At 64.2% G+C, this 16,858-nt stretch carries 19 protein-coding genes and 1 pseudogene; 11 read left to right on the top strand and 9 right to left on the bottom strand.

The window, feature by feature from the left end; all coding sequences use genetic code 11:
• Nucleotide 1: 1 nt before the first annotated feature.
• The gene (locus AB0J29_RS12060; RefSeq protein ID WP_364783415.1) at nt 2–907 is read left to right on the top strand and encodes a proline iminopeptidase-family hydrolase; all 906 of its coding nucleotides are present in this window, start codon (nt 2–4) and stop codon (nt 905–907) included.
• Nucleotides 908–1,025: 118 nt separating this feature from the next.
• Here AB0J29_RS12060 and AB0J29_RS12065 read toward each other — a convergent pair whose 3' ends face one another.
• Complete coding sequence (locus AB0J29_RS12065) at nt 1,026–1,946, bottom strand: SDR family NAD(P)-dependent oxidoreductase (RefSeq protein WP_364783418.1); 921 nt, start codon at nt 1,944–1,946, stop codon at nt 1,026–1,028.
• A gap of 137 nt (nt 1,947–2,083) precedes the next feature.
• Here AB0J29_RS12065 and AB0J29_RS12070 point away from each other — a divergent pair, with 137 nt between their 5' ends.
• Together AB0J29_RS12070 and AB0J29_RS12075 are read left to right on the top strand one after the other, a co-directional pair.
• Nucleotides 2,084–2,938, top strand: a complete 855-nt coding sequence (locus AB0J29_RS12070; protein WP_364783421.1) for a helix-turn-helix transcriptional regulator — start codon at nt 2,084–2,086, stop codon at nt 2,936–2,938.
• A gap of 126 nt (nt 2,939–3,064) precedes the next feature.
• Nucleotides 3,065–3,718 (top strand): FAD-dependent oxidoreductase, encoded by a 654-nt coding sequence (locus AB0J29_RS12075; protein ID WP_364783424.1) that lies wholly within the window; start codon nt 3,065–3,067, stop codon nt 3,716–3,718.
• On the opposite strand, the gene AB0J29_RS12080 is transcribed toward AB0J29_RS12075, so the two are convergent.
• Nucleotides 3,664–4,407, bottom strand: coding sequence for a class I SAM-dependent methyltransferase (locus AB0J29_RS12080; protein WP_364783427.1), 744 nt, complete (start codon nt 4,405–4,407; stop codon nt 3,664–3,666). The two genes, AB0J29_RS12075 and AB0J29_RS12080, sit on opposite strands and share 55 nt — an antisense overlap.
• Complete coding sequence (locus AB0J29_RS12085; RefSeq protein ID WP_364783430.1) at nt 4,404–4,856, bottom strand: hypothetical protein; 453 nt, start codon at nt 4,854–4,856, stop codon at nt 4,404–4,406. Before AB0J29_RS12085 ends, AB0J29_RS12080 begins: the two co-directional genes overlap by 4 nt.
• A gap of 546 nt (nt 4,857–5,402) precedes the next feature.
• On the opposite strand from AB0J29_RS12085, the gene AB0J29_RS12090 reads away from it, so the two are divergent.
• Entirely contained in the window at nt 5,403–6,473 is a 1,071-nt protein-coding gene (locus AB0J29_RS12090) for an acyl-CoA dehydrogenase family protein (RefSeq protein ID WP_364783433.1), read from the top strand.
• 114 nt (nt 6,474–6,587) lie between these two features.
• Here the strand turns inward: AB0J29_RS12090 and AB0J29_RS12095 are convergent.
• A pseudogene (locus tag AB0J29_RS12095) lies at nt 6,588–7,288 on the bottom strand (integrase core domain-containing protein); the annotation flags it as partial.
• A gap of 802 nt (nt 7,289–8,090) precedes the next feature.
• On the opposite strand from AB0J29_RS12095, the gene AB0J29_RS12100 reads away from it, so the two are divergent.
• The gene (locus AB0J29_RS12100) at nt 8,091–8,891 is read left to right on the top strand and encodes a methyltransferase domain-containing protein (RefSeq protein WP_364783436.1); all 801 of its coding nucleotides are present in this window, start codon (nt 8,091–8,093) and stop codon (nt 8,889–8,891) included.
• The gene (locus AB0J29_RS12105; RefSeq protein ID WP_364783439.1) at nt 8,882–9,148 is read left to right on the top strand and encodes a hypothetical protein; all 267 of its coding nucleotides are present in this window, start codon (nt 8,882–8,884) and stop codon (nt 9,146–9,148) included. The genes AB0J29_RS12100 and AB0J29_RS12105 overlap by 10 nt, the downstream gene beginning before the upstream one ends.
• Here the strand turns inward: AB0J29_RS12105 and AB0J29_RS12110 are convergent.
• Entirely contained in the window at nt 9,049–9,363 is a 315-nt protein-coding gene (locus AB0J29_RS12110) for a recombinase family protein (protein ID WP_364783442.1), read from the bottom strand. The two genes, AB0J29_RS12105 and AB0J29_RS12110, sit on opposite strands and share 100 nt — an antisense overlap.
• 335 nt (nt 9,364–9,698) lie before the next feature.
• Between AB0J29_RS12110 and AB0J29_RS12115 the strand changes: the two genes are divergently transcribed.
• Complete coding sequence (locus AB0J29_RS12115; protein ID WP_364783445.1) at nt 9,699–10,766, top strand: hypothetical protein; 1,068 nt, start codon at nt 9,699–9,701, stop codon at nt 10,764–10,766.
• A gap of 577 nt (nt 10,767–11,343) precedes the next feature.
• Here AB0J29_RS12115 and AB0J29_RS12120 read toward each other — a convergent pair.
• On the bottom strand, nt 11,344–11,655 hold the full coding sequence (locus AB0J29_RS12120) for an EthD family reductase (protein WP_364783448.1): 312 nt from the start codon (nt 11,653–11,655) through the stop codon (nt 11,344–11,346).
• 150 nt (nt 11,656–11,805) lie between these two features.
• Here AB0J29_RS12120 and AB0J29_RS12125 point away from each other — a divergent pair, with 150 nt between their 5' ends.
• Nucleotides 11,806–12,708, top strand: coding sequence for a LysR family transcriptional regulator (locus AB0J29_RS12125; protein WP_364783451.1), 903 nt, complete (start codon nt 11,806–11,808; stop codon nt 12,706–12,708).
• A gap of 345 nt (nt 12,709–13,053) precedes the next feature.
• On the opposite strand, the gene AB0J29_RS12130 is transcribed toward AB0J29_RS12125, so the two are convergent.
• Nucleotides 13,054–13,404, bottom strand: a complete 351-nt coding sequence (locus tag AB0J29_RS12130; RefSeq protein WP_364783454.1) for a hypothetical protein — start codon at nt 13,402–13,404, stop codon at nt 13,054–13,056.
• Nucleotides 13,405–13,731: 327 nt separating this feature from the next.
• A complete protein-coding gene (locus AB0J29_RS12135) occupies nt 13,732–14,205 on the bottom strand; it encodes a TetR/AcrR family transcriptional regulator (RefSeq protein ID WP_364783457.1) in 474 nt (157 codons plus the stop codon).
• Here AB0J29_RS12135 and AB0J29_RS12140 point away from each other — a divergent pair.
• The 3 genes from AB0J29_RS12140 (at nt 14,189) to AB0J29_RS12150 (ending at nt 15,786) form a co-directional block, all read left to right on the top strand.
• Nucleotides 14,189–14,416 carry a hypothetical protein gene (locus tag AB0J29_RS12140; RefSeq protein WP_364783460.1) on the top strand — a complete coding sequence of 76 codons (228 nt, stop codon included), beginning with the start codon at nt 14,189–14,191 and terminating at the stop codon, nt 14,414–14,416. The genes AB0J29_RS12135 and AB0J29_RS12140 overlap by 17 nt on opposite strands.
• 116 nt (nt 14,417–14,532) lie before the next feature.
• Entirely contained in the window at nt 14,533–15,372 is an 840-nt protein-coding gene (locus AB0J29_RS12145; protein WP_364783463.1) for a GNAT family protein, read from the top strand.
• Nucleotides 15,373–15,540: 168 nt separating this feature from the next.
• Entirely contained in the window at nt 15,541–15,786 is a 246-nt protein-coding gene (locus tag AB0J29_RS12150) for a hypothetical protein (protein WP_364783466.1), read from the top strand.
• A 9-nt stretch (nt 15,787–15,795) separates the two neighbouring features.
• On the opposite strand, the gene AB0J29_RS12155 is transcribed toward AB0J29_RS12150, so the two are convergent.
• Nucleotides 15,796–16,659, bottom strand: coding sequence for a LysR family transcriptional regulator (locus tag AB0J29_RS12155; RefSeq protein ID WP_364783469.1), 864 nt, complete (start codon nt 16,657–16,659; stop codon nt 15,796–15,798).
• Between the last annotated feature and the right edge of the window lie 199 nt (nt 16,660–16,858).

Below are 16,858 nucleotides of genomic sequence, written 5' to 3' on the forward strand. Positions count from 1 at the left end.
TATGGCTGAAGGAAAGATCTCCGTGCCGGGAGGCAACGTCTGGTATCGCAGGATGGGCAGCGGTGGCGTGCCGCTTCTGCTCATCCACGGCGGACCGGGCTACCCCAGCGATCCTCTGTTCGAGGCTTTCGAGCCGGTCGCCCGAGAACGTGAGGTCATCTGGTATGACCAACTCGGGGTGGGGCGTTCGGATCCGATCGAAGACCCCGCACTACTGACAGTGAGTCGCTTTCTCGACGAACTCGGCGCGGTGACCGAAGGCCTCCGCCTCGAACGCCCGCACGTCTACGGGCACTCCTGGGGTGCCATGCTCGGCCTTCAGTTCGCCGCACAGCGGGCACCCGAGTGGACGAGTCTGATCTGCGCCAACGGATTGGCGAGCATACCCCGGTTCGAGAACGAGGTTCGCGACCTGCTGGCGAAGTTGCCGGGCAATGTATTGGAGCGCACCTACGGACGTGAGCTCAGCGGAACAACGAACGATCCCGACTATCGCATTGCCCAAGAAGAATATATGCGAGCATGCGTTGTGCGCACCTCGACGGTAAACCTCGAGCCGGATCTTATGAACTTGATGACATTCCGAACGATGATCGGACAAGCGGATTACCATGTCACCGGCGTTCTGCACGATTGGGACATATTCGCCGAGCTCGAACGGATTCGCGTTCCTACGCTGGTACTCGGCGGAGAATTCGACGAGTGCATCCCCTCGCACCTCGCAGATATCGCCGGCCGAATCCCGGACTCCGAACATGTCACGCAGTCCGGCGCAGCCCATATGGGATACCTCGAAGATGAGCCACTTCGCCGCGAGTATGTCTCGATCATTCGGGACTACATGCTTCGAATCGAAGCACGCTCGCAACCACAATCGGTTGAACCGGACTGTCGCCACATCCGGTAGCACCTGAACTACTCGGCTGTGGACCGCCGATACCGAGCCGGCGACACGGAGTGTGCGCGGGTGAAGGCCCTGCAGCGCACACTCTCGTCGGCAACGAGAGTGTGCGCGGAGTTCCGGATCAGTCGACGTATTCCGCGATGACACGTTCGGCGGTATCCCAAACCTCGGCTTCGCGCTGCGGGTCGTACGACTCCTTCGACGACCGGGCCACATGCTGACGGTCGACATAGGACCCGGTCGGCGCCTCGGTCGTGCCGAGGACGACGTCGGCGAGCAGCCGCCCCGCGGCCCTGCGACTGGTCGCCAACGGGGTCAGGATCATCGTCGGCAAGACGCGGCGCATCACAAACCGGGACACAGGGTCGGCGTTGCGGGCGAGGTCGGTGCCGGGGACGAATCCTGGGTTGTAGGCGACGGCGTCGATCCCGGTGGGCAGCCGACGAGCGTATTCGTGGACGAGATAGATCGCGGCAAGCTTGCTTGTCGAGTACGCCGTGCGACCGGCGGTCGCGGTGTCCGACTGAGGAAACGCACCGATGCGGGCGAGAACATCTGAGGATTGCCAGACCGGTCCGGGCACCATTCCCAGGTTGTGCCGGAAATCGCCGAAGTGAGTGTCGCTGACGGTGATTACGATGCGGGCCGGCGCGGTGAAGCGGTCCTCGAGCAGACGGACGAACAGGTGGTTGGCAAGCACATTGATCGCGAAGGTCGACTCCAACCCGTCGGGCCCTGCGGTGAGAGCGTTCGTGTACTGAATACCGGCGTTACCTACGAAGCCGCGCAGCGGCGGCAGGTCACCGCCGGCGAGTCGATCCCGGATCTCGGTTGCGGCGGTCCGGACACTCTCGAGCGAGGCGAGGTCGGCCGAGACAGACGAGACCTTATGTCCACCCGCGCTGAGCTCCTCGGACAGCTGTGCCCCGGATGTTCCCCGAGCGACAACGACCAAGTGCACATCCGGCGATCGCCGCAGGATCTGCTCTGCGGCGATCCGCCCGATCCCGCGGCTTGCGCCGGTCATAACGATGGTGTGCATGAAAGTCTCCTCGGCTGGTCTATTGCTTGGGGCGTCACCAACATTCGTCGCTCCTGCCCGGGTCAACCAGTACTGTGACCGTCACTAGGACCAGCAGTACCCAGGCTCGTCCGGTGCCGAATAGTGAGAATGGAATCATGGCTTCCTCCGGCGCCGGCTTCGGCGAACTTCTGCGCGCATGGCGCGACCGTCTCTCCCCAGCCGACGCCGGCTTTACCGTCACCGGCGGCCGTCGTGTTCCAGGGCTTCGCCGTGAGGAACTCGCACAGCTGGCTGCGCTCTCGGTCGACTACATTCTCCGCCTGGAGCAGGGACGCGCCGTCAACCCTTCGCCCCAAGTGGTCGCCGCTCTCGCGCGCGCGCTTCAGCTTTCCCGCGCCGAACGCGATCAGCTGTATCGCAGCGCCGGACAGCTACCGCCACAGGACGGGACCATCAGCACCCATGTACCTGCCAGCATTCAGCGGCTCGCCGCACGACTCGGCGACATCCCGATCGGGGTATTCACCGCCGACTGGACCCTCGTGTGGTGGAACAGCATGTGGACAGCCCTGCACGGCGATCCCGGCGAGATCCCCGCCCCCGAGCGGAATCTCGCGCTCGCCATCTTCGGTAACGGCGCCGCGCACGCCTCGATGCGTCCATTCCGGTCCGAACGCGGAGAAGACGCCTTCGCGGCGTCGATTGTCGCCGACCTCAAAGAAGCCGTCATTCGCTATCCCGCCGACACCCGGCTCCGTCAACTCGTGCAGAACCTGCGCGAAAGTTCCCCTGCGTTCGCTCGACACTGGGCCACCGGGACCGCAGCTCAACACGTGACAGATCAAAAGACCATCGAACACCCGGAAGTCGGCGACCTCCGGCTCGACTGCGACGTCCTCCTCGTTCCGGGCGCGGACCTGCGCGTGGTGACCTACACGGCAGCAGCCGCAACCCCCGACGCAGGAAAGCTCGATCTCCTCCGCGTGACCGGCTGGACCGTCACCACCTGATGCCGGCGTGATCGTCAGGTATTCCGTGCCCACTCGGCGTCGAAGGCCCAACGATCTCGTCTTCCAGGGCGCCTTTGCCATGTCCCGGACCATCGGACCCATTCGCGACCACTCTCACGGGTCGCGATGAGAACCGCGTCAGGTGCAGTCTCGCCATCGAGAGGACGGTGGATCATCTCACGCAAGGTAGTCATCGTCGGAGCCGGGATTGTCGGCTGTTGCCTCGCCCGAGAATTACTGGGGTACAACGGCGTCCACGTTTCTGTTTTGGAGCGGTCCGCACCCGACGCCTCGCTCGGATCGACCGGCTACGCCCCCGGCTTCGTCGGCCTCTACAACGAAGCTCCGATGCTCACCGAACTCGCTGTGGCAAGCGCCGAGGTCTACGACGACATCGGATGCGGATTCACCCGGTCAGGCGGGCTAGAAGTGGGCACGAGTCCCATGAGCGCCGACGCACTCGCTCAACGGGCCGTCGGCGCCAGCGTCGAGGGCCTCGACATCGAAGAATTGACGACCAGGTTGTCAACGTGTGTGCCGGACGGATTGTCGAACGACGGAGCTGAGGCGATGAAGGGCAGCGGAATACTCTGCATCAAAGTCTATTTCGCCCCAGGCAACACACCGCCGCGGGCACCCCGGACTTCTCGCTGGCGGCTATTGCATGGGTTACCTCCGCAGGCGCCCCCAAGCCCCGGATCCCTTGCATATCACCTAGTGCCGCGCTACTTGGTTGCGACAATGACGGTTCTGCTATCCGGATCTACCGGACGGCCATGAAAGTCGCCCGCGAATTCCACGTAGCCGAATCCGGCTTCGTAGATTGCCGTCTCGAGTTGCTGGCGGGAATACATGTGGAGCCGCCCCAGTCGAGACCATCCAGGGCGTTTCCAGTGGAGGTCGAGTTCCTGGGTGTTCCAATCATATCGAGCATGACCAACGAGATCGGACCGTTGAACCCGCTGCGTACTGATCAATTCGCTATCGCTGCGCACACGGTGCTCGAAGTATTCGAGAGTTTCGATTTCCATGATGAGCTTGCCCCCGGGAACGAGAACGTCGGCCCAGGCCGCGAGGGCGGCAACGTCTTCCTCGCGGGTGTCGAAGAAACCGAAGCTGGTCCACAGATTCAGAATTGCGTCGTATGGACCTGCGGGTGGCGTTCGCATATCTGTCAGGACGAAGGTGCAGTCAGGATATCGACGGCGGGCGTCGTCGAGTTGTTTCGGTGAGTTATCTATACCGACGACGCGATAGCCGCGCCGACTGAGTGGTCCGGCGTGACGGCCGAAACCGCAAGGGACATCGAGTATTCGCGCTCCGAGGGGCAATCGGAGCAAGGTGACAATCGCCTCGATCTCGCTCTCGGTGTCATCGTATCTACCTAGGATGGTGAATGTTTCGCGGAAACCTTCGTCGAAGAATTCATCTGCCCAGTTTTCTCGCGTGATGTGTCCGGAATCGGTCATCGTGAGCGGCCGGAAAAGTCTGTGCCGCTGCCCGAGGCCGGGATCGTCGGCTGCCCGATCGAGATGTTCATCGCTGGCTCCTCGAAAGTTATACGGCCGTATCGCAATTCGTCGATGCATGAACAGCGTGGTCGGTCAACGCGAGCAGTAAGCCGCCCGGCCGCCACCGGACGCAACATGGTCGGATTGTTGCGGTGTAGCTTCCCGACAGGGGAGCTACACCGTCTGGGGCTACTACGAAGCGCGGATAACCGCAGGCCGCCGGCCCGGAAGCGCTCGATCGAGCGCTGGTAGCGGGCCACTCGATCGTCGATCTGTTCCTCGGTCAGCGCCGCGGAGCCCGGCCAGAACAAGTGGCCCCAGCGCAGGTTCTCCTTGATATGTGTCATGTCGAAATCTGCGGCAGGCACCTCGGTTTCAGCCATCACGGCCACGAAACCCGTCGTCATAGCCCGAAACCTCGATTCGCATAGAACTCAGCATGTCGGCCGACAAGTCTCCAGAACTGCTGGAGTAGTTCGAGTTTGGTGTGCGCCAGATCACGAGTCAAGGGGTGGGGCCTCCGAATCTTGGGAGAGCACGCATGAACTTGGCTGCGGCTCAATCGATTTGACCTCATAGTCAGGTTCCAGGACGGAACTCGTAGCGCGCCCGGCATCTGGCGCAGTTATCCCCCAACACGTGTGACAGGACCGGCCCGCTCGATGAGCTAGACCGATAAGAAGTCGTATTCCGTTCCACCACTTAGTCTTTCGACGAATCCACTCCGACGCACCTGATTCCGGCGCAGAGGCTCGATCATCGACGCGTCATCAACGGCATGGAACGCAAAGTCGCCCAAGGACTCCGGAGAAGCAAGCGTCGCCCGGTCCGCAACCTGACCCACCCGGCCGACCACAGCGGCGCGATCTTCTGCCACGAAACCGCCCGTATCCTGCACGCCTCCAGTAACTTTCGTACTGTCGGTCGATATTTCGAGTCGAGGACGGTTTCCGATGACGAACAATGAGCGGTCGTTGATCGAACGCGCGCAGCGTGTGGCCGAAGAGGTGCTGTATCCGGACGCGGTGGCGGTCGATCTGGACGGCATGGTGCCCGCCCGGCACTGGGAAGCACTGGCCGCGGAAGGGCTCTACGGCGTGGCGGTGGCCGGGCTCGATCTGTCCGACATCGCGCGGATCATCGAAGTGCTCGCCGGTGGCTGCCTGTCGACGGCGTTCATCTGGATGCAGCATCACTCGGCGGTGCGCAGCCTGGCGAACACCGCGAACGCGGATCTGCGCGAGAGCTTCTTCGCCGACCTGGTAAGCGGTCGCAAGCGTGCGGGCGCGGCATTCACGGGCGCGATCGTGCAACCGGCGAAACTGTGGGCAACTCGGATCGACGGCGGATATCTGCTGACCGGTGATGCGCTGTTTGCCAGCGGATGGGGAGTCGTGGACCTGCTACAGGTGGCGGCGCGGGAGAAAACCGCGGACGCTGCGGACACGGTGGTCTCGGGCCTGATCGAAGCCACGGCCGCCGAGACTTTGTCGGCCACTCCGGTCTGCCTGGTCGCAGGCCAGGCCACCGCGACGGTACGGCTGCGGTTCGACAACCACCTGCTACCCGACGACCGGGTGAGCGGCGTGGCGGCCCTCAGCGATTTCTGCACCGCCCAGACCATCGGCTCGCGACTCAATGGTGCGGTGGCTTGTGGGATAGCCGAGCGGGCGATCGACCTGCTCGAACAGATCTCCGCGGGTCCCGCATCGCTGCTGCGCGAGCAATGGCACAGCGTACATGCCGGATTGGACAACATGCCCGATCCAGACGTGCTGGCAAAGGCACGAGCGGTCGCGCTGCGGTCCGCGGCGACATTGGTCGCGGCGAGCGGATCGGCGGCGCTCGAGACCGGGCATCCCGCGCAACGGCTGATGCGCGAGGCCACGTTCACACTGGTCGCAACGACCCTCCCGGAAATACGCGCACTATTGGTCGATGGGCTCGCGGGTGATGCGTTCGAGGCCCGCCACGAAAGCCGGCGACCGCTCAGCCCCGGGGTAGCACCTGCACGATCCGCGTGATCCGCGCCCCCGCGGCACACACCTTCTCGATCTTCGCGGCGACCGCGTCACCGTCGAACTCCTCGGCCCGCCCGCCGACGCTGATGGACGCGACCACCGTGCCGTCTCGCCCCAGGTGTATGAGGCCGTGACGTTGGTGACGCCACCGCGGAGTCGGGATGCTGGTGGCCGGCCTCCGGCGGTCGAATGTGGTCGTCGATAGTTGTAGTGAACGTTCCAGATTTCGAGGGCGTGTGATCGCTGGTGTTCGGAGGTCCATTCGCGTGGCGTAGAGGAATTCCTCGGCCAGGATCCGGTTGTAGCGCTCGACCTTGCCGTTGTGACGGGGCGTGTAGGGCGTGATGCGTTGGTGTCGTGCTCCGAGCAGAACCTTCGCGAAGTCGTGTGCGCGGTAGCATGGCTCCGTTGTCGGTGACGATGCGTTCGATCGAGACGACGCCGTCGGCGGCGAAGAACGCTCGGGCTCGGAACATGAATCCGATTGCGGTGAATGCTTTTTCGTCGAGCAGAGCTTCGGTGTAGGCGATTCCGGAGTAGCCGCCGAGTGCAGATACGCGTATCCGGTCCTGGTGCTGCGTTTTTCGGTCCGGTCCACGGCCTTGGCCTGCGCGGAGCCCTTGCCGTGGACACGCCAGCCACCACCGTCGGGTATGCGGCCGACCTTTTTCACGTCGACATACACCATGCGCCCAGGCCGGTGGGCCACGATGGTGCGTGGTGTGCGGTTGAGCTCGCCGGTGGGGTCGATGAACTGACGCCGGTTCAGGCCCAGACGACAGATGCTGGGTCACCGTGCGGCGTGAGATGACGATGCCGGACACGGTTCGAGTTGTCTCATGATCACCGCTGGGTCACTCCCAATAGATGGCAATCGGCTTCGATCACCAGTCGCCCGCCCGATAAACCGCAGGTCGTCCCATTCCCATATTCGACACGCCCGCCGGGGCACGAACCTGCGACAACCGGACCAGAACCGTCACGCCACTGCTTTGCCGATGACCAGCAATTTTCGGTGTCGCAGGAGGTTGGCGCACTGGTCGATACCCCCTCCGGCACAAGCTGTAACACTCTGAGCTGCTGTTATTTACTGATTGAATAAGTCTATTTTGTCAACGGCACGCGAATTCTGGATCTGGCACACATCGCGTGACGCACCCCCATAGGATCGCTCACTCAACAGTATTCGCCTCCACATCAGATCACGTTCTGCGCTGTTGGTCGGCCGATCAGGTGGAACTGGTGGCGGCATCGGCCGAGAGATGCCACCGTCAGTTCCACGTGATCACTTGTCCAGTAGTGCATCTCGGGCTGCGGCCGACGATCACGGAATATGTGCCAGAGCCAGTTTTCACGTTCCGCCTAGTCGAGTTCGCCGGTGGTGGCGGGCGGTTCCGCGCACGGGTTGCTCACCCATACCGACCGTCTGCTGTCCCACCGCACCTCGGGCCTCCGGCGACGGGGGCATGAAGGCACTACGGGTACTCGAGCGCCGAATCTCCGACGCGGTCTTCCGCGCCATGGTCAACGACCATCTGGCCTCGACGGCTTGACAGAGGAGCAAGCGACACTCCCGCCCGTCGGACCTGACCGCGATTCTCGTCGCCCGGTGCGACGGTAGTGGCAGACGGTAACTTCGAAATGGTGAATGCCACGGTCTTCGAGGAACATCACCCGAACAACTATCTCCGTCGCCTGGCGGACTCGGACATAGGGCGCCATTACAAGTCGATTGCCCTGGAGCAGTTGGACATACAGCCAGGCCAGACCGTTGTCGATCTCGGTTGCGGGCCAGGTGCGGACTTGGGCAGTTTCGCTGCGGCGACTGGCCCGACCGGTCGGGTGATCGGCATCGACAGCGACGCTGCAGCCCTTACCGAGGCACAGTCCGAAACCTTGATCGGTGCGCGGATCGAGCTTCGACGCGGCGACATCCACACCCTTGACATTCCCGACGACACCACCGACCGAGCACACACCGACCGGGTGCTGCAACAGGTGGCAGAACCGACGAGGGTGCTCGAAGAGATACGGCGGATTCTGCGACCGGACGGCATTGCCGTTCTCGCGGAGCCGGATTGGGACACGCTGGTCATCGACCACCCCGACCTCGAAATCGCACGGGCATATAAGCGTTTCGTCACTGATATCGCCGTTCGCAACAGTCACATCGGTCGGCAGCTGCCAAGACTTGCCGTCGGCTGCGGTTTCCGCATCGAAGACGTGCTGCCGATCACCACGGTGTTTCGAGACGTCGCTGCCGCCGACAAAGTACTCGGACTCAAACGAGTCAGCGATCGAGCCGTCGATGCCGGATACCTGACCCGGGAAGCAGCCGACCAGTGGCTCACCCACCTTGCCACCGAACCGTTCTTCGCAGCAGCGACCCTATTCATCATCACTGCCACGCGATGGCCGTGATGGTCGTGATCTGGCTTTTCGGCGACACCATCGCGCGATGGTCAGGGGTGCTGCTCATTGCCGCCGGGGTCGGCTACATGATCGGTGGTCTCGCGCGCGGAGCCGTCGTGGCCGCGATCGGCTTGATCCTGTGGCTGGCCGGACACTGGTTCTTCGCCTACAAGCACCACGGCTGCAAGAGCGCCCTCGGCCAACGGCTGTTCAACACCTCTCGGCTGCAACGACTCGACCCGACCCGCGGCTGGGCCACCAGCTGATCACCGGCACAGTTGGCCGACAGCAGCGCCTTGTCCAGTTCCGGCCGGGTCGCGAGCTTGCCGGATGCGTTGTCGACAAAGATCTTCTCGCATCCGGCCGCGGTCAACGCATCGTGTTGTGCTTCGGGATGCTGATCGCGCGTCGAGACGCGCCCATAGCCGATTCTTATGCGGCGCAGCGTAACTGAAACCCCGACAGGTTGACATTGCCGCATACACGGCAACCTTTACAGATCTGGCCTGCGGAAACGCTCAGCGGCACAAGGTGCCTCGTGAACGTTCGTTGACGAGACACATGCGGCCGAGTGAGCGGGCTATTACAGACAGGAGCATGAGGCGAGGAGGCGGTTCCGTCGTTGCTCATGAGATGGATTCGCTTCACCACTGAACCGGATACCCGCGTGTTCGCCAGGCGCGGTCGGCGCATCGACCGACACTCGGACGAGACAGGTCCAGCACACTCTCGCATCGCCCGAGGTGAGTCGTGCGGGATAGTCGAGCGCGCTATTCACAGATGGGAAGCCGCCGAGAGCACGCGAGGATGTAGGTCATGCACGAGAATGACCGAACCGAGGCATACCTGGTCGAGGACCGCAAGAACATGACCGAACCGGCGCGCGTCTTTCTGGACAGATGGCTGGCCGGCATGGGGAGTGCGCTGGAGCAGTGGCGCCGTTCCTACCTGCCCGCGGACTTTCCTTTCGACTTCACCCTCGACTCCCTGGATGCACTGGAACCGATCGTGCTCGCGCGCTATCCGGACCCGGCCGCCATCGACGTCGAGGACAATGCGGAGTTCACCACCGGCACGGTGCGATACATCGGTGAAGTCCTGTTGCGTGTCGCGCCGGCCCGATGGGGTTATCAGGATCGTGCAGGTGACGACCTCAACCCGTACAACCGCACCCCGGTCATCCGCTCCAACACCCCGGCAGAGTTCACGACAGGTGTGTTCCCGGAATTCTATCTGCGTCAGCTGATCCGAGACCGAGAACGGGGCACCCTGCAGAAGTCGGCCACCCCGCTGCTGGCCGCCTGCCGGGCAGCCGAGCGTGCAGACCCGCCCGCCACGCGCGACGCAGTCCCCGACTGGTGTGAATTCTTCACACTCGACGAGTACCGCAGGTTCGCCGACGAGGTGGACTCCGCCTTGGGTTCGTTCGGGGCCGACGGCCAGGATATCGACGCCGGCTACGTCAGCTTGGCTGCGGGCGATCCGGATCCCGAGGTGCATGATTTCGACCTCGACGGACTGGCCGAGCAGTGCCGGGCAAGCGATATCGAAGATTGGTCGACTCTCTGCTTCTCCGTGATCGACGATTACGTCACGGGACAGCCGCAACGGGACTGGCTCACCGGAGTCGCTTTCACCCAAGTCGAGGATCTGCTGGAACCGTGGCTCGCCGATGAGCCCGAGCTGTTGTTCGAACCCGGGCCCGACGATGGGGAGCAACCCTTCTCGATCCGGCTCGAAGATGGCAGATATCTCCACTTCCTCGCCACGGTCTCGGACCTGGAGGACCTTCCGGAAGTCACGACGTTCGTCCCGAACTCCGCGGTACGGGCATGGGACATCCCTGTTGAGAAGCTCGTGCAGTGGGGGACTCGACACCTCTGAGCCGAGCCGGCACGCGTAGATCGCCGCATCAGGCAACGTTTCGGTAGGTAACCGGATCGCCGAAGATCGACGCTACGCCGATCGCGGTGCCGCGCTCGGCGTAGCGTCGATAGCCCGCGCCATCCCCTGCCGCACGGCCGCCCACAGCACCTCGTAATCGGCGCCACTTGGCACCGCTAAAACACCGCCACCTTCCGCCGCGAGTCACAAAGGGTTTTCCGGCATTGTTTCCCGACACGTCATTCCGACACGATTCCGGCAGGTTTCGGAGTGAGTGTCGAGTTTGTCGGCAGACGATCGTTTGCCGACACCCTCAGGCATCGACTCCGAACGCGCGGGTCGCGGCAATGTAGTGCGTTCGAGCTAACGAATTGGGCGTTGCTTATTCATCCTGGACAGCGACGATGCCCTTGCCCGAGGTTGACCAGTTTGGTTGGGAAAACTTCGTCTTCGCGGGCCAGGACATCGGCCCACCCTTGACGCTCTACGAAACGGCAACTGGGAACAGCGTTCCGCCGATAGCCGGGACCTGGCCGCAACGGCCGACCGAACGCGTCCCGGAGCGTACCGTCCTGCCTCAGTCGGTGCCGTCCTGCACCGGATAGTCGATGACGACCGCACCGCCGGTGGCGTAGTTGACGACATCGGCGGCCGCCCGCTGGCCGTGCTGCGACGCCCGCGCCGCGGCCAAGGCGGCGGCGTCAGCGAAGTCGCCTTCGAAGACCGCGAAATACGGCGCTTCTCCGTTGGTCGCCGTCACGTCGAAGCTGTAGCGCCACGCAAGCAGGCCGGGCATCTTCGTGGCCAGTGGAAGGTGGTTGGTCTCGTAGTAGTCGCGGAAGTGGTCAGGGTCGACGGGCTTGGGATATAGGACTACCAACTTATGCATGACTGCCTCCCGGTGTGTGTGAGTGCGGTGTCCAGTACCGCGATCAGTTGAATCGTCATATGCGCAGGTTAGGGCTTGATGTGTGGTCGAGGGAAAGACCGGGACGGGATAGACTCAGAACGGATCGTTATCAATCGGCAGGGAGGGCATGTGGCGCCGGATACGGTGAGCCTGCGGTACTTTCTGGTGCTGGCGCAGGAGTTGAACTTCACCCGCGCGGCCGCACGGATCGGCATCGCGCAGCCCGCACTCAGTGCCCGGATGCGCCGATTGGAGGCGGAACTCGGTACGAGCCTGCTGGTTCGTAACACGCGTAGCGTCGTATTGACCACGGCCGGTGCGGCTTTGGCGGAGTCCGCGCCGCCCGCGCTGGCGGCGCTGGACCGAGCATGGGACACCGCCCGGAATGCGGGGGCCGGTGAACTGGGCACGCTGCGCATCGGATACAGCCTCAGCGCGGGGGCCGAGACGGCACCGGCCCTGGTGGACAGGCTCATTCGCAGCAGCCCGGGACTCGAGGTCGGCGCGGTCCCGATGGCGACACCGGAGATCTCCCCCGCGGTCGCCGACGGCCGCATCGATGCGGGGATCACCCGCGGTGAACAGCCGGGTCGTGGCGTGCGCCGGTTCCTGCTGCGGCGTCAGCGCGTCGGGGTCCAATTGGCACAGCATCATCGGCTGGCCGAACACCCGGAGATCGCGATCGCCGATGCGGCCGCGTATCCGCTGCGACTCCCCGACCGTACGGCCAACCCCGTGATCCACGATCAGCTGTCCGCACTGTTCCGCGACACCCGACCACACCCGCGATTCCACACGCCCCCAGTCTCTTTCGACATGTCTCAGCACGACCTACGCGACGGGCTCACCCTCGCTCCGGCCGGTGAAGCCGCGGTCACGACACAACCGGCCGGTCTCACGTGGCGACCGCTGCAGGGCGCACCCACCTTGACGATCCACCTGGTCCTCCCGCGCGTGCAGTCACCACTACACCGCCGCATCCGCACCGTCGCCAAATCACTGGCACGCGAGCTGCACTGGCTGCCGGACTGAGGCGCAGCAGGTCACGCGAGACGGACGCCGGCCGCCCGGCGTCATCGATGGTGAAGTCGGCCAGGTCCGGATACGCCCCGTCTGTCGCCCGGCACCGCGAGTGGGTGAGTTGGTGGTGGCTGCACCAGTAGAAGTACAGGCGCAGTTCGGATTTGGTGTGGATGCGTGAGACCGCGGAGAAGCGAGCGAGGTAAGCCAGCGCGGGCAGCCGGAGCACGAGGTCGTCACCGGCAAAGGTGACATCCAGATCAGAGGAGGTAGCCATCCTCCACGATGCCGCGGTCCCGGCGAACCGCCCGAACGGACGCGCGGGTCGCGGCAAGAGAGTGTGTTCGGCGAGCCGGTCTATTGTTCGCGGACACCGGTGACGGTCAGCTGTTTCCGGTGGTGGTCGTAGTGCTGGCCCGGATACCGGTACAGGTCCGCGAGGGACATAGATCCCTGGAAGTACCGATCCCAGCGGCTCGGGTAGTTCATCTCGCGCGTGAACGCGGCTGTGTCTTCCCGCCGCAGGGAACGCTGCAACGAGGCGGTTACCCGGTCCATCTTTGCGCCCATCCGGTGCTGGTTGTATATACGTGCCGCCAGGCGGTAGCCGTCATCGTGCGGAAAACAACGACAATGACTTGACCAGCGGTGATGTCCGGCTTCCGGTTCGGGCTGCGGGACATCGTGATTGGCGATTGGCTTGGCCATCCGACCACGACGCCATCACCGCCGAACAGCTGCACGACCAGGCCGCCGCCGGACTACTGGATCGGCCGGTGATCGTTCTCGCCGCGGGTCTGTTGACTGCACCGCAAACGACTCGCCCGCATCATCTACAGCCAGGCCCGCTGAACTCGGCATTTGCGAGCATTCCGCGAGATGGCTTGTCGCCCAGTGGCTATCGCTCGCGGGAACGACGGCATACGCAACTACCGGCGCCGGGGTCGAAGACCGCGCGTCACATTGTTGGAGCAGATAGCCGGTTTCCGTTTCCACGATAGGCGGCGTACCGGTTCTGTCCCGGACGTGGCGGCTTCAGCGGGTCATCACGGCTCGTGTGACGGTTTCGCGGAGTAGGCCGCGACGCCGCTCGTGTAGTTCGGCCGGTTCGTCGGCGGTGGCGGAGTAGACGTTGCTGACCGGGGACCAGGCCATCGACATGGCGATGACCATGGCCATCACATCGAATGGGGCGCCGGGGCGCACGAGGCCGGCGGCCTGTGCTTCGGCGATGGCACGTAGTTTGCGGTCGTCGAGGCGATGTGCCTCCTCGACCAGGTGACCGGTGGGGCGTCGTTCCAGGCGCGCCCAGGTGGCCAGGCGGATGAGATCGGGGCGGTGCAGATACTCGTCGTACAGTCGCACGGCCCAATCCGCGAGATCGGTCGCGTCGATCGGAACGACGTTCGTGATCCGCTCCAGCGAGCCGAAGAAAATGGCGTCGAACAGCCCCTCCTTGTTCCCGAAGTAGGCATACAGCTGCGCTTTGTTGGTGCGGGCCTCCGCCACCGTGGACCTGCTCGTGGGCCGCAAGAAACTGAGCTCCGCCGGCAGCGGCGGCCGTCCCGCGACCGCAGCCCTGCTGGACTTCTGCGCCGCCCACAACATCACCGCCGACATCGAACTTTTCCCCTCGAAGCAGGTCAACGAAGCACTCGAGCGACTCGCCCGCAACGACGTCCGATACCGCTTCGTGCTCGATATGTCCGACCTGTCCTGAGCCAACCACGCCGGACTGTCGCGCAATGCGGGCGTGGTCTGTCGCCGAGCCCGCCGCCGTCGGGTGAGCACGGGACTACTTCGAGACCTGTTCCGACGCGCCGGGCGGTAGCGGGGGTGGTGGTGCATCCGAGCGGCATCCGGCGCCAACGCAAGTTGATGGCCGTTGGTTCGATGCGTAAATGGCTGCGGCAGTTGCTATTTGCTGGTCTGGTGTTGGCCTTCGTCGTGGTAGTCGATCGAGCCCGCCTGTTGAAACCTCGTGGCCACGAATGTTGTCTGGCGGCAATGATGGCGGGCATGAGCTTGATGTCGTATTGGCCTCTGGCCGGATTACAGGTGCGGACACCGCGCCTGGAACTGCGGATGCCCGATTTGGAGGATCTGGGCGCACTTGCCAGCTTGGCCGCTGAGGGAGTGCACGATCCGGCGGTGCAGCCGTTCACCGTGGCGTGGACGGATGCAGAACCGGACGAGCGTGCACAGCGGGTGCTGCGGTGGCATTGGCGATGCTGGGCCGACTGGCAGGTCGACGCGTGGACACTCAACCTCGTCGTACTTCGGGACGGGGAGATGGTCGGTACCCAGTCGATCGGCGCGAAGGACTTCGCGGTCTGCTCCGAGGTGAACACTGGATCCTGGCTCGGCCGAACCCACCACGGCCAAGGCATCGGAACGGAGATGCGGGCGGCGGTTCTGGAATTGGCCTTCTCCCGGCTCGGGGCTGGCTCGGCGGTGTCGGGCGCGTTCGAGGACAACCTGGGTTCGCACGGCGTTTCCCGCAAACTCGGGTACGAGCACGACGGGCTCGAAGTGCATGCGGTGCGAGGAAAACCTGCGGTGATACGACGGCTCCGGCTGACGCGTGCTCGATGGGAGGCCCATCGGAGCGTCCCCGTGGAAGTGACTGGTCTGGATAAGTGCTTGCCGCTGTTCGGAGTCCGGGCAGAATCGTGACCAGGCCGTCTTCGGTGACGGTTCCGCGCGCATGGCCACGGTTTCTGCCGTCTGAACGCGGCGTGGTGTGGGCATTTATCGTTTTGGTTGCTGAATTACAGCGATTATGAGTGTTGGACGTGGTAGTGCCTGTGACCGAATACTGCAAGGTATGAGTTGGTGTTGTGGATGGTCGCGGGCTTCGGACCGGGGCTGCTAATGGCTGGGTCGTTCGGTGATATCGAGCCGGAGCCGGAGCTGGAAAGCGACAGCGGGGCAGGCGGTGATGCGGCGGCTGCGGCCCGACTCTTTTGCCGGTTCGGGGTCTATGCGCTGGTACTGGCGGCGATCGTCGCGGTGGGCGGGTGCACGATCATGGGGCTCGGGGTAGGGCTGGTCGGTTGCGCTCTGCTGTGGGCCGGGGTCCATGGCTGAGCTTCCTGTTCAGTCGAGCAGGTGTGCGAGCAGAGCGCGGGCGGCCGGGTTCGAGGGTGTCTGCTCGCGGCCGGCGAGGTGGATCTCACGCTGAAACCCAGGATGGTCGAGTTCGGTGAAGGGCAGCCCGGACCGTTCGGCGACCGGCCGGGGCAGGACGGTGACACCGAGCCCGGCCGCGACCAGCTCGACCAGCAGCGGCACGTGGGTGGCTTCGCAGACCGGGTTGAGCCGCACGCCCGCGGCGGTGCAGTGGCGTTCGGTCAGGGCGTGGATGCCGCTGCGGCTGAACACCAGAAACGGTTCGTTCTCGAGTTCGGGCAGTCGGATCCGGCGCCGTTTTCCCAGCCGGTGCCCGGCGGGGCAGACCAGCACGAGTTGCTGCGTCCAGCGGGTGAAGCTGATCAGCCCGTCGGCCAGTGGTTCGGCGCTGGCCAGGAAGGACAGGTCGAGCCCGCCGCTGGTGACCGCGGCGGCCAGGGCGGGCACGGTGCCGTCGCGCACATGGAGGTGGATGCCGGGGTAGCGCTGGCGGAACCGGCCGAGCTGGGCCGGCAGGTCGATGGCGGTCAGGGTCTGGATGGTGCCGATGGCGACACGTCCGCGGGTGAGTCCGGCGATCGCGGCGACTTCGTCGCGGGCGGCGTCGACGTCGGCGAGGATCCGCTGGGCCAGCGGCAGCAGGGCATCCCCGGCTTCGGTCAGCATGACCCGGCGGGTGGTGCGCTCGAACAGCGCCGAGCCGAGCTCGTTCTCGAGTTTGCGGATCGAGGCGCTCAGCGCGGACTGCACCACGTGCACCTGTGCGGCGGCGGCGGTGAAGCTCCCAGTCTGCGCGACGGCGAGGAAGTGTTCGACCTGCCTCAACTCCATTCAGCGATTCTAATGCTGAATATATGGCAATCATCCCTGCCACTGATGACCGCACGGGCGAGAGCGCTGCTCCGGCCGCACCGCCCGTCGTTCAGGCTGCGGCGGTAGCCATTTCATTGTCACTGTGTCGATTTCGGGCAGTCCTGTCGAGTGAAGTAAACCCGTCCAGGTTCGGCGGTCGCGGGATGGCCAGCCGCTC

Origin of the sequence: Nocardia sp. NPDC049707 (assembly GCF_040674855.1) — a bacterium.
Classification (GTDB): Bacteria; Actinomycetota; Actinomycetes; order Mycobacteriales; family Mycobacteriaceae; genus Nocardia.

What these genes read in the sequence shown, in the direction of transcription:
- AB0J29_RS12060 (WP_364783415.1), top strand. Translation starts at nt 2, where the DNA reads ATGGCTGAAGGAAAGATCTCCGTGCCGGGAGGCAACGTCTGGTATCGC.
- AB0J29_RS12065 (WP_364783418.1), bottom strand. Translation starts at nt 1,946, where the DNA reads ATGCACACCATCGTTATGACCGGCGCAAGCCGCGGGATCGGGCGGATC.
- AB0J29_RS12070 (WP_364783421.1), top strand. Translation starts at nt 2,084, where the DNA reads ATGGCTTCCTCCGGCGCCGGCTTCGGCGAACTTCTGCGCGCATGGCGC.
- AB0J29_RS12075 (WP_364783424.1), top strand. Translation starts at nt 3,065, where the DNA reads ATGAGAACCGCGTCAGGTGCAGTCTCGCCATCGAGAGGACGGTGGATC.
- AB0J29_RS12080 (WP_364783427.1), bottom strand. Translation starts at nt 4,407, where the DNA reads ATGACCGATTCCGGACACATCACGCGAGAAAACTGGGCAGATGAATTC.
- AB0J29_RS12085 (WP_364783430.1), bottom strand. Translation starts at nt 4,856, where the DNA reads ATGACGACGGGTTTCGTGGCCGTGATGGCTGAAACCGAGGTGCCTGCC.
- AB0J29_RS12090 (WP_364783433.1), top strand. Translation starts at nt 5,403, where the DNA reads ATGACGAACAATGAGCGGTCGTTGATCGAACGCGCGCAGCGTGTGGCC.
- AB0J29_RS12105 (WP_364783439.1), top strand. Translation starts at nt 8,882, where the DNA reads ATGGCCGTGATGGTCGTGATCTGGCTTTTCGGCGACACCATCGCGCGA.
- AB0J29_RS12110 (WP_364783442.1), bottom strand. Translation starts at nt 9,363, where the DNA reads ATGCGGCAATGTCAACCTGTCGGGGTTTCAGTTACGCTGCGCCGCATA.
- AB0J29_RS12115 (WP_364783445.1), top strand. Translation starts at nt 9,699, where the DNA reads ATGCACGAGAATGACCGAACCGAGGCATACCTGGTCGAGGACCGCAAG.
- AB0J29_RS12120 (WP_364783448.1), bottom strand. Translation starts at nt 11,655, where the DNA reads ATGCATAAGTTGGTAGTCCTATATCCCAAGCCCGTCGACCCTGACCAC.
- AB0J29_RS12130 (WP_364783454.1), bottom strand. Translation starts at nt 13,404, where the DNA reads ATGGCCAAGCCAATCGCCAATCACGATGTCCCGCAGCCCGAACCGGAA.
- AB0J29_RS12150 (WP_364783466.1), top strand. Translation starts at nt 15,541, where the DNA reads ATGGTCGCGGGCTTCGGACCGGGGCTGCTAATGGCTGGGTCGTTCGGT.
- AB0J29_RS12155 (WP_364783469.1), bottom strand. Translation starts at nt 16,659, where the DNA reads ATGGAGTTGAGGCAGGTCGAACACTTCCTCGCCGTCGCGCAGACTGGG.